Origin of the sequence: Thalassobacterium sedimentorum, from assembly GCF_031127905.1 — a bacterium.
In the GTDB taxonomy this organism is placed as follows: domain Bacteria; phylum Verrucomicrobiota; class Verrucomicrobiia; order Opitutales; family Coraliomargaritaceae; genus Thalassobacterium; species Thalassobacterium sedimentorum.
The window spans coordinates 1-11,821 of sequence record NZ_JARXIC010000024.1 but is presented as its reverse complement, the minus strand read 5'-3'; the positions used below and the strand labels follow the sequence as shown (position 1 = coordinate 11,821).

Genomic DNA, 11,821 nt, shown 5'->3' with positions numbered 1-11,821 from the left:
TTCATGAATTTGCCCCGACTTTGCCGTGGTGGCTATATGCCCATACACAGGCGCTCATACACCTACGCGCATGCATGCCTTTGGTCGCTATCTCGCAAAACAGGCAAAGTGATGCGGCCCAAAATCGCAGAAAGCACACCGACCGGCGTAGAAGCGAGCAGGAATTCCCCCTTCTTGCGATCGAATCCTGAGACACTACCAATATTACTTCAAGGGGATTCGGATGGGCCATTCATACTGTGAGCGCACAGCCAAGCCATTTCGCATGGGGGGTGAGAAGCGAGAGCCTTCAGCCATTCGTTTCGCGGCCTCAAGGAACTCCTGGTGCGAGTAGTCGATTACCTTTTGCACGGAAATCCTACCGTCAGATTCAACATATATGAGCAGTTTGACATAGGCCTCCCCGCGCCCACGCGGGGAATTGGGCGGATAGCGAAAACGTCCCTCACGCACAAGATGTGGCACTTCGTCAAGTTCGCCAAAACCAAAAAGCTGTTCCAACTGAGCGACCGATTCAGTCGAAAAATCAACTGCAAAGCCCAGTCCGGAGGCCACGCTTAGATCCCCCGTGCCCGGATTGAGCGCAATCTCAAGCTGCTCCAGTGTCGGCATCGGAGGCGGCACCTCCAATTCCGGAGGGGGCGGCGCCTCTTCCAAGTCCGGAGGAGGCGGTGAATCCTCAATGCGAGGAGGCGGTGGCGGCGCGGCGACCTCCGCCACTTCAATTACATTTACCGATTCCCGCTGCGGCGGAATTAATTGAGTCAGCGGCACCAACAACATGATTAACAAAGCCACCCCAAAGCCAAATAATAGACTGAGTCCAAAACTAGACGATCTGTTGGGAGATGGTTGAAATGTTGGCATGCTGGCTACCACTTAAGTGCCGCCGAACATACTTTGTCAAAGTCCGAGCATCAATGCGACCGCGCTTTCAACCTAGAGAAGCGCATCAATCTCGCTCTTCACCCGTTGATCACGTTGCTCCATTTGATTTTCACCATATTCAATCACCCCTAGAGTCACTTCCGTTCCGAAGTAGGCTCCAATCGCTGCCGCGGTGGCAACAACATAAATAAACAGACTCACCCCCGCAGAAAGCGCCCAAACACGTTTCGCAAGCAACAGAATGGAAAGAAACACAAATAATGCGAACACTGCACTTGGTAGGGCAAAGATTCTCCAGCCATAGGATTTCATCAATGGCACCACATACAGTTCCGCCATCGCGTATCCAACTAGCCCAATTGTCACTGGAATCGCAAAAGCAAAGAAAGCTGCCAGAATTCCACGTTTACTTGAAAAAATGGCCATAAAGGCCCGCGCTGCCAACACCCAGGCAAATACACATATTCCCACTACAATATTGAAGTCCGGTTCTCCGATTGAATAGCCAAAAACCGCCTCAATTAGGCGTAAAATTGACTCGATAACTTCATTTACCATACCCACTGATATAGCCAACTTAGCGACGAAAGCGATTCAATTTTTAATTTCCCACTCCTGTGTATCGTGCCAATCAGAGTCTTATTTGTGCCGAAACGCCGACATTCGATCTAAAATAGAGGGATTCTTGACACTGGCTCAGCTCACTGACAAATCAGACGTTTTTTAACCAATAATACCCATGGCATCACCCACAGACGTCCGTAAAGGCAAAGTTCTCAACTATCAAGGCAATCCGCACCTCGTACTTGATGTGCAACACCGCACGCAAGGCCGCCAAGCTGGCTTCATGCAAGTCACGATGCGCAACCTAAACACCGGTGCCAGCACCAACACTAAGATTCGCACCACCGATAGTGTCGAAATTATGCATACCGATATGGTGAAACTAGAGTTCAGCTATATTGATGCAGATGGGTATCACTTCATGGATCCTGAAAGCTTCGAAGATGTTATCCTAGATGAAAGCCTGGTCGAAGACGCAAAGGACTTTTTAGTGGAAACACAGGCTTACAGCGTGCTGCATGTGGATGATAAACCCATCTCAATCGACCTACCTGCGTCCCTTGAGATGAAAGTCACTGAATCCGCAGAAGGTATCAAGGGAGATACTGCCAGCAATGTGCAAAAGCCCGCCACACTTGAAACCGGTCTCACGATTCAAGTGCCTCTCTTTATCAAAGAAGGCGAAGTCATTAAAGTAAATACTGCTGACCGTTCCTACGGTGGACGCGCATAATAGATAATAGGTATTCTTCCAAAATTAAGATCTCCCTCTCTAAGTGAGCGGCGTCGAGTAATCGACGCCGTTTTTTTGTCTAAACGAACCAGTCCTCATACCAATAATGAACTCATTGAGCTTATTAAACGAACAAAACCCATTAGCGATAATTATAACGAAGCACATTTACCAAACTATAACCTAGCCTACTCGAAATTAGTCCTTATACCCAATAATGACTAAGGTATTCACCTGCACAGCAGTTCAGCCCTCTCCTAATGAAAAACAAACGATTTTTGCTACCCACCTTATGTGCCGCGCTTACGAATACGCAACTAGCACTTCAGAGTGTCGCCGAGGGTGAGATAATGGTTTTGGATGAATTTGTCGTCACTGGCAGTCATTTACCAATTTCCGAAGAACTGCATGCTACCGCCCTGACAGAGATTGAGAATGCCCACTTCAGTCTATGGGGCACGTACACTGCGATCGAATCCATTCGCAAGCAGCCATTCTCTTATGGAGCCAGCAATAATGAGAATGACAGTAATAGCGGCACCGGTTCGGCAAGTGCTAATCTTCATGGCCTTGGCAATTTATCTACGCTGACACTGATCAATGGACGACGCTCTGGCGGCAATAGTGCAACTGGTTTTCAACATGGTGGATTTGCCGATTTAAATCTAATCCCATCAATGGCGATCAGGGAAGTGCAGGTTGCCACAGAGGGAACTGCTGTGGCATATGGTTCGGATGCAGTTGCAGGAACCGTAAATCTGCTATTACAGGATCAATATATCGGCAATCGAGTGGATACAAGCTACAGTGACACTTCAGACGGGGACGCATCGGAAAAGACGATTTCATTTTTGTCAGGACAAGATCTCAACGAATCAACGCACCTCTTGCTTTTCGGTAGCTGGTATCAGCGCAACGCGATCGCTACCCGAGATCGGGCGCGCTCTGCAGATGCTGACCGCCGAGATCAAGGCGGTCAAAACCAAGGCAGTCCCACCTATCCTGGGAGGATCAAAGTAGATGGCAGCGAATATACACTCAAGGAAGGGATTTCGAGTCCAAGCAATCTGACAGACTATCGTCCATGGAACGCGAACGAGGATCTCTACAATTTCAGCCAGCAAGCCATTGCGGTCCCCGAAGTTGAACGCAGCAGCCTAATGGCCCACCTCACTCACGACATTCAACCAGACCTACAAGTTTGGGGGGAATTTCTATGGACTGAAAGTGTCTTCGACAACGGGTTAGCTCCAGCTCCATGGTTTGGTGGCTCCTTTCCTTTTGCAGGTTTCAGCTTCCCAGTGCACCCCACAGTACTCGAAGCAGCACGCAGCAGCCCCTACCTCCCCGCTGGTATCGTTCCATCCGAATTAGAACAGGTCAACTATCGTAGTCTCGAACTCGGTAAACTAGAGATTGAGCAACAAAAATCCGCACTACGTGGGCTACTAGGCCTACGCGGACAACTTGGCGAATGGAATTGGGAAACGGCTGCCCTCTACATCCAAACAGATTTAGAAGCCAATTACACTGGCATTGTCGATGAGTCAGCATTAGTTGAGCTCATCAACAGCGGAGCTTTCAATCCATTCGCAAGCGCTGGTGCCGTTGGCCCCGGCTACAACAATGCAACTGCGCTTCAGAGTGCAGCTCGTCAGCCAAGTAATCATTACAACGAAAAATTCTGGAGCTACGACTTAAAAGCCAAGACCTCAATCTTTGAACTCTCACACGGCCCAGTGCAACTCGCTACAGGAATCGAATACCGCAAGGAAACAATTGATGTTGAAATTGATCCTTTATTCGAATCAGGCGAAAATCTGGGAGGCGCAGCGGAAAACTCATACTCCGCTCAGCGTGAGGTAAGCTCATTTTTTGCTGAGACTTGGATTCCAATTTTTTCCGACACACAGCATGAGCTAGCGGTCAGCCTCTCGACGCGCTACGAAAACTATAGTGATCGTCCTACCAGTGGCAGCATACAAGGGGACAATCAATACGACGCCCTCGTTTACAAAGCAGGCCTCGTTTACCGTCCATATAATACAGTTCAATTGCGTACGAGTTTAGGCACCTCCTTTCGCGCCCCAACCCTTACAGAAAGCTATGGAGCTGGCATTTCCACATCCCCTATCTACAAGGACCCTCTGGGCTACACTTCAGACAGTGCTCGCATCGACACCATCGTCAGTGGCAATCCCGATCTGGATCCGGAACAATCCATTAATCTGAACATTGGCATTCGATTCGAGCCAGATCCTACCCGCGGATGGCTATTATCAATCGATTACTATAACATCAAAACCGAGGATGTCATCGTTAATGGAGCACAATATTTTATCGATCAAGCTGCGCTCGGCAACGACATAGGAAACGCAGCAGTGATTCGAGACCCCAACACACAGGCACTCAGTGGGGTGTTTGCCAACTGGTTTAACGCCTCCGAATCCATCACTGACGGTATTGACTATAAAGTACGCTACAAAAAACCAAGCTTCAATGGCTATTGGCAAGCGACCCTGGGGGTGAACCAAGTGCTCAGCTACAAATTAAAAGCTTCTGAGAATGCCAGTTATAGCAACTATCTGGGTAAACTAATCGACCCACGCGCGTCAGGCGGCAACGTGATCGGTCGCGGCTCCATTCCAGAGTACAAGGGCTATCTAGAACTACTTTGGCAAAGCGGATCACTCACACTAGGAGGCACGCTTAACTATATCCATTCACTTGAAGACAACATTGCCTTTACCACAGAAAATCAACCACGCGAAGTAAAAGCATGGACGACTCTCGACCTCGTCGCCAGTTACCACTGGCCCCAGACATCTAACGACTGGCTGGCAAACACCACACTTACCTTCGGCGTAGATAATGTAGGTAATACACCACCTCCTTTTGCAGCTGGAGCCTTTGCCGATGGCTACGACTCCTCACTCTACAATCTCGAAGGACGTCGGTACCGAATCAGTTTGAGTCGCGAATTCTAAACAACTATAGCAAACATCTACAATGCCCTGCCTGAATCCGAATAGCTGACAAAGTAACATCAGCTACAAAACCACTGCCAGCCAGATAAGGCATCAAGAAACTGGCTCATAAAATAGCCCACAAATGTCACCACATTCACAAGTGCCTCGGGCAAACACCGAAGCAATAAGTCTGGCACGAATTACCTACTATGAATGAACCAGTTTCTCGACAGACTCCAGCCAAGCAAATTTAATCCATAGTTCAATCATCCACTGCGTCCAAAAGACAAGTTACAGCTCTGCTAATCGGCAAAAAAGGTAAACTGGAGGCCGATTACTTGGAAATGGTATAAAAAGACCAATTCTATTTAAACGACTTTAATCTCCCGAAAACATCAGCTTCTCAACTCCAGTCTAAACCTCCCTTATGCTTTAAAATACCTTTATCCAAAGCAAAATGAAGTAGGCTCGACTCGTTTTTTAAATTTAGCTTCTTCATCGCATTATGACGATGCCGTTTAATGGTAAAGTCACTCAGTCCAAGCTCGCTTGCAATTTCCTCATGCGTTTTGCGCTGGGCTATATAACGCAAAACTTGCAGCTCTCTGCGGGAGAGCACCTTATAATAGGCATCGGGATCATTACGCACACGCTCTAAAACTTCTAACACACTGGAAGAGTAATAAACGTGCCCGTCAAATATCTCAGTAAAGGCCTGATTCATAATGCCTTCCGACATATCCTTCTTACTCACAAAGCCTAAAATGCCACTCCGTGTCACTTCACGCACCGTGAAATCATCGCATTCACTGGAAATTGCTAAAACACGGTGTCCTCGCCCGCGTTCTAGAATCCGCTTAGCCAACTGTATACCATCCAACTTAGGCAGTAACAAATCTAATATAATAAACTGAAAGGACTGCTGCTCGAAAAGCTCCCAACCTGCCTCACCATCCACAGCCTGAACGATTTCATCAAAATCGAACTCATTCTGCAATAAGCTCGAGAGATACTCGCGTACGAATTTCTCATCTTCAACAATTAGGGCTTTCATGTATGAGGACTAAAGGCACAAAAGCCTGAGCTGCAAGAATTCTACCAAAAGAAATAGTCTTCACGCTCACTCAAGTAATCCTGACTAGGTGCCTCAAAAACAGTTCGCCAGACGCTGGCATAGGCATCCCAGGGTCCATACACGGCTGAATCAAATAAAACCTTAGGCCGCGCGCGTACAGTTTTGACTTGCCGCTTCAGCCGTTCCAAAAAAAGGGACACGCCCTCATCAGTCGAAAAGTAGTGAATTCTACGTTCGAACACATCACCGCGTCGCCCCGCTCGAAGCGGAAGCGAGAGCTTAACCAGCTGTTTCAACATACTCTGGGTGCGACTCAGTTCAACCAAGGCCCGCTGAACAGCATGCGCTACATTGTGTCCCGCGCCGAAAGAGTAAGAGTGCCCATAAGCAGTCATAGACCAGAGCAATACCACCGTGTGCGCACTAAACCGATGATCGATGATAATCGCAGAAACTCCGGGTCTGGGATTTTCGATACAGCGATGCCCTAATAAGCCTTCCCACCAACCAATCAAGCAATGACGTTCGATCGACTCCCGGTATGCAGCCTCCCGCGCCTGTCGACGAAAAACGCCTGGATAGGCAGCAAAGCCATTTGAACTAAAATCCAAATCCATGCCCCCCATACCAGAAATTAAACGCTCACGACAATAATGCACTGCCCAACGCTCCATTGCCTCCGAAATAGCCATGTAACAGGCAATCTGAGCACTCTCATGAGCCCCTGCACCATCCGGTTGGGCGATCACCCGCATCTGCAATAATTCAGGAGCTACGATCCCCTGCTTTAAATAAGCAACAGCGTGAACACAGGGTACTCCAAAGATATCACAATACGCATGCTCCAGCCGTGCAATCGGCCCACCATCGGCCTCCATGACCTTAACATAACGCAGCGGAGCTAAATTTAGCATACGGTTTTATTCTAAAAACAATCGGACAAAAAGTGCCTAAACCATCGCGCGGACACGCATTGATTTAGGCACTGACATGCTAACTTTTTATAAATTAGACAGTGGGCAAACAGGTAGGTGTCGCGGCATCTACACTGGTCTTCTCCTCAGATTGAGAAAGCACTTGGTCAACATGTGCTGATTTCTTATGCATTCCCAAATTTAGGAATAAGGTGCTTAGTAGTGATTTCATCTATGTATATCCTAATTCTGTGCTGACTTGATTGAAAGCACTTGATAAAGATTTCGCATTCGACGCTCAAGACAACCCACCATACTAGTCCTTTTGCACCATATTTGATAAGCAAATGAAATTTAAGTTCTGGATCCATCGCTCCACGCTCCCCCTGCATCTACCATCAAAGCTAGCTATTTTTTGGGCGATAGCCATCGCCAGCAACCAACTCATTTTAGCGACTTTATTTGCACAGCCAGCACCTCTCGCAAATTTACTCAGCACTGCACATACGCCGGACCAACACGGAGGAGGTCCTATGTCCAGTTCGATCGCTGAAGATGTAGACGGTAGTGTGTTTGTCGCCAACGAATCAGGATTACTCAAATATGACGGAGCACACTGGCATTCAATGCCACCCACTGGACAAACCGACTACATTAGTTCAGTCGCCATCGACTCACAAAATCGCATCTGGATATCAAGCCTAACCACAATTGGTTACTATTACTTAGACCCACAAGGTCACTATCGCTATACGGACCTGACTCATACAATTCAACAACAATTGAACAGTCCAGATTTAGGCACATTCTGGACAATCTACGCTCAGCAAGACAAGATCTACCTGATCACCACGGAATCAGTGTTGCGATGGGACGGACAACAGTGGAAACACTGGCATTTTGATATAGAACGAAGAATCCTAACGGACTGGGTCGAGGGTCAATTGTATCTGCATAATCGAGGAACCGGCCTGTTTCGTTTAGACGGGGATGTATTCACACTGATCGCACCCGAAACAGCTGCAGTCGCATCAGGCATTATTTCCATCATTGAAAAAAGCGAATCCGGCCTACTCTGCGCCACAGTCGCCAATGGATTTCATCGACTCAAGAACGACACATTTACCCCGAGCAACATCGAGTGGCAAGCGTCCAAAATCCTAAACGCGCAGCGACTTCAAAATGAGACCATCGCAGTCAGTACTACACATGATGGGATCAAAATCATAGATCCCTCAACAGGGCTCATCGGCCAAGTGCGACATGACAACAGTTCAGTCTATGATATACTCGAACACAGTTCAGGTGCGATTTGGGCAGCAACGACCAGTACCATCATAGAAATCCCCAATTCGGCCTTAAGCCACTTCCCCGATAAGGCACTCGACATCATACAACATCAAAACGAACTCTACTATACTAATGAGAAAGCAGTAAAAAAAATCCACCAAAGCCGAGGAGCGATGTGGAGCCCCCGCACGATCGTTCAAGGCGATGCAATCTGGAACTTATATTCCGCCTCAGTTGATTTACTGTACGGCGACGCTCAGAACCTCGGAGTCATTACATCTGGGAAACAAAACTACACAATACCTTCATCCCGACATGTCGGCTACTTGTTTGAAAGTAACTTAAACCCCTCACTAATCTATACCAGTGATCCTCCAAAAGTCAGTCGCTGGCAGCACAGCGAAACCGGCTGGCAGTATTTGGACTCACTTCAAAATTTCAATTATTCAGTCCTATCAATCACCGAACTTCCCAATGAGAAGCTACTAATTTCATGTGAAAACAGCCCCATCTTGCTAGTGGACTGGCAATCACAATCGACACTCACTAAACTCGGTCAATCGCAGGGACTACTGGATAAATTTGTATGGGCGTATAGCCTACGGGACGACCAAACGATTCTAGTCATCACCAATAAAGGTCTATTCACCTATGCGATCGACACCGGACAATTTCAATACGATCCTATTTTGGGAAACGACTTAGGCACTGACGCCTACGCACTCGAAACCTGTCGGGAAGCCAGTGGCGACGGCTGGATAGTGAATCTACCCGCCACAGGAAAACGCCACCAAATCGGACATTTAAAAGTCAACGTCGACAAAAGCTTGAGCTGGTCCCCGCTGCAACTTCCCTCACTCAACGAAGCTGGCAAAGTCACCTCGCTCTTCCACGAAAAAAGATCCGAAGGACAGGCGGCACTCTGGGTCGGAGGCACATCCAAACTGCTTCGATATAATCTAACGAAACTTTCATCCGCTCCTGCACCGACGACACGACTCGTTTCAGTTGCCGAACAAGAAGATAGCAAAGTCTATTACAACGGAAATGGCAGTTTGAAAAAAGAACCGCTCTTAGACTATCCCCAGAAAGCATTAGTCGTCAATTTCGTTGCCCCTCCAACTAGGCTCCAAGTCAAGGGCTACCAGACTAGGCTGCTCGGCTTTCATGAAACATGGACGCAACCAAGCCCGACAACTTATAGGGAATTCACCAACCTACCTCATGGACACTATACTTTCCAAGTCAGAGCCATCGATGAATTTGGGCGTAACGGAAACATCACAGAGTATCGCTTTACGATCCGTAGACCCTGGTATTTAACCGCCTACGCCTATGTAGGCTATGCGCTCTCAGCGATCGCTATACTCGTATTCTCAAACCACTGGAGAAATCGCACACTACGCATCCGTAACGAACAATTAGAAGCGCTAGTGAACACAAGGACCTACGAACTCGAAACGCAAAAGTTACAACTCATCAAGGCCAACCGCGCCAAACAAAATTTCCTAGCCAGCATGAGCCACGAAATCCGTAATCCACTCAATGGAATCATCGGTATCGCACGATTACTTAAACAAAAGGAGCAAGAACAAGGCATTCAAACTGAAGAGACCACCCATCTCTATAGTTGCAGCCAGCACCTGAATCAACTGCTCAGCCAAACTCTCGACTACTCAAGCTTAGAGGCCGGCAAACTAAGAACTCGATTCGAATCATTTAACCCATGCGAACTCATGCAAGAGGTGATTCAAATTCAAAACGGTATGGCCCAGGAAAAAGGGATTCTACTACAACTAGACGTCCCGAAAGTTCAACACAACTGGAAGGGCGACCCAGTCCTCTTACGCCAGATCCTAATTAACTTAGTCTCCAACGGGATCAAATATACCAAGGAAGGCTCTGTCAGCTTGAGGCTAAGCAGCCAGGAAATAGACGAGTCCGTAAAGGCCTGCTTTGAAGTCGTCGACACTGGCCCCGGCGTCCCCGAGGGACAGGAAGTATTCATCTTTGAAGAATTCGCACGGCTGCCTGAAAGTCAAACCAGTCATATTCCAGGCACTGGTCTCGGCCTCACGATATCTTCTCAAATGGCTCGGCTGATGGGAGGTCAGCTCACACTCGATCCGGACTACACAGGGGGCGCCCGATTCCTGCTCACTCTACAATTTGAACTTGAACTCTTCCGGCGCAAAACAAGAGCCAATCCAGAACAAGTTCAGTCAGAAATCCTTAAAGGCCAACGGGTACTAATTGCTGACGACATGAGCTTCAACCGCTATATTAGCGCCGCAGTGCTCAACAGTATGGGAGCCAAAATCGACATCGCCGAAAATGGACGCATCGCTCTAAACATGTTGCGCAAAACACATTACGAAATTGTCATATTAGACATCAACATGCCGGAGATGTCCGGTCTGGAAGTCGTGGAGAACTACCTAAAGGCCCCACACACACCACCTCCAATATTTATAGCTCTGAGTGCTTACAATAGTCTAGATGCCGAAGATAAGTGCCTAGGCGCCGGCTTCAAGCACTTCATTGAAAAACCACTCGATCCTGAGAAATTAAAAAAGCTATTGAAATTCCACCCACAAAATACACGAGCAGATACAAAAAGTGATTTACTTGCCTATCTCTCTCAGAATGGCCCCATTAGCCTCCAGGAGCTTAAAGCTGAGTACACACAAACCTTCCGAGAAGAGCTGGCCAAACTTAAAGCGGCATTTGCAGCACAAGATCTCAAAGCACAAGAGACAATTACCCACAAGCTCCTAGGCCTCTGTCGCGTACAGCAATGCGAAAGCATTCAAACATTGGTCGAGAACATCTCCACAAAGTCCAAACAAAGAGCTCCGATAGAAACAATTACCCCACTTATTGAGCAACTAGACGTCGAACTACAAAATTAGGACATTTACCATGACCAGTGCAGTATCTCCTCAATAAAATCGAGTATCTGATCATTTAGGCTCCATCCAATAAAATGGAGTGCTAAAACACAGCACATACCTTTGAGATATATGGAGAGGAATAGCAGGCGCAGCGCTTCGGCACTGCGCCTTTCTTTTGCCTGCACAGACATTGCTGCCAGCTGCAACAAGCTAAGTTCGCCCTGAATACATTAAAGGGCGAAATCTCGCTTAAACGCGCGATAGAATTTTTTCGCTGTTCATATATGATCCCTCCTTCGGCGACTTGTTTAATCCCCCCCTGTATTTGTATGAATCACTATCATTCTCTTCAGAGACGAGAGTTCCTGGCGTTAACAGCGGCGCTTGTCGCTACCATGCGGATCAACTGTTTGGCTTGGAGAGCCGCTCCTGGGCCTTTGGCGAATTAACTTTTAGCCCGGACGGGCAGGGGCTGAAAACTGTATTTCGGCTCA

The 11,821-nt window shown here is 47.7% G+C and carries 7 protein-coding genes; 3 read left to right on the top strand and 4 right to left on the bottom strand.

Annotation, left to right across the window (positions count from 1 at the left end):
* Positions 1–204 precede the first annotated feature (204 nt).
* Both QEH59_RS13390 and QEH59_RS13385 read right to left on the bottom strand, forming a co-directional pair.
* Positions 205–867, bottom strand: coding sequence for an energy transducer TonB (locus tag QEH59_RS13390; RefSeq protein WP_308985885.1), 663 nt, complete (start codon positions 865–867; stop codon positions 205–207).
* Between the two features lie 72 nt (positions 868–939).
* Positions 940–1,446 carry a hypothetical protein gene (locus QEH59_RS13385; RefSeq protein WP_308985884.1) on the bottom strand — a complete coding sequence of 169 codons (507 nt, stop codon included), beginning with the start codon at positions 1,444–1,446 and terminating at the stop codon, positions 940–942.
* 181 nt (positions 1,447–1,627) lie between these two features.
* Here QEH59_RS13385 and efp point away from each other — a divergent pair, with 181 nt between their 5' ends.
* Positions 1,628–2,185, top strand: a complete 558-nt coding sequence (gene efp, locus QEH59_RS13380) for an elongation factor P (protein WP_308985883.1) — start codon at positions 1,628–1,630, stop codon at positions 2,183–2,185.
* Between the two features lie 260 nt (positions 2,186–2,445).
* Entirely contained in the window at positions 2,446–5,172 is a 2,727-nt protein-coding gene (locus QEH59_RS13375; RefSeq protein WP_308985882.1) for a TonB-dependent receptor domain-containing protein, read from the top strand.
* A gap of 385 nt (positions 5,173–5,557) precedes the next feature.
* Here QEH59_RS13375 and QEH59_RS13370 read toward each other — a convergent pair whose 3' ends face one another.
* Both QEH59_RS13370 and QEH59_RS13365 read right to left on the bottom strand, forming a co-directional pair.
* A complete protein-coding gene (locus QEH59_RS13370; protein WP_308985881.1) occupies positions 5,558–6,208 on the bottom strand; it encodes a response regulator transcription factor in 651 nt (216 codons plus the stop codon).
* Between the two features lie 41 nt (positions 6,209–6,249).
* Positions 6,250–7,143, bottom strand: a complete 894-nt coding sequence (locus tag QEH59_RS13365) for a hypothetical protein (protein WP_308985880.1) — start codon at positions 7,141–7,143, stop codon at positions 6,250–6,252.
* A 347-nt stretch (positions 7,144–7,490) separates the two neighbouring features.
* Between QEH59_RS13365 and QEH59_RS13360 the strand changes: the two genes are divergently transcribed.
* Complete coding sequence (locus QEH59_RS13360) at positions 7,491–11,345, top strand: hybrid sensor histidine kinase/response regulator (RefSeq protein WP_308985879.1); 3,855 nt, start codon at positions 7,491–7,493, stop codon at positions 11,343–11,345.
* The last annotated feature ends 476 nt before the right edge of the window (positions 11,346–11,821 follow it).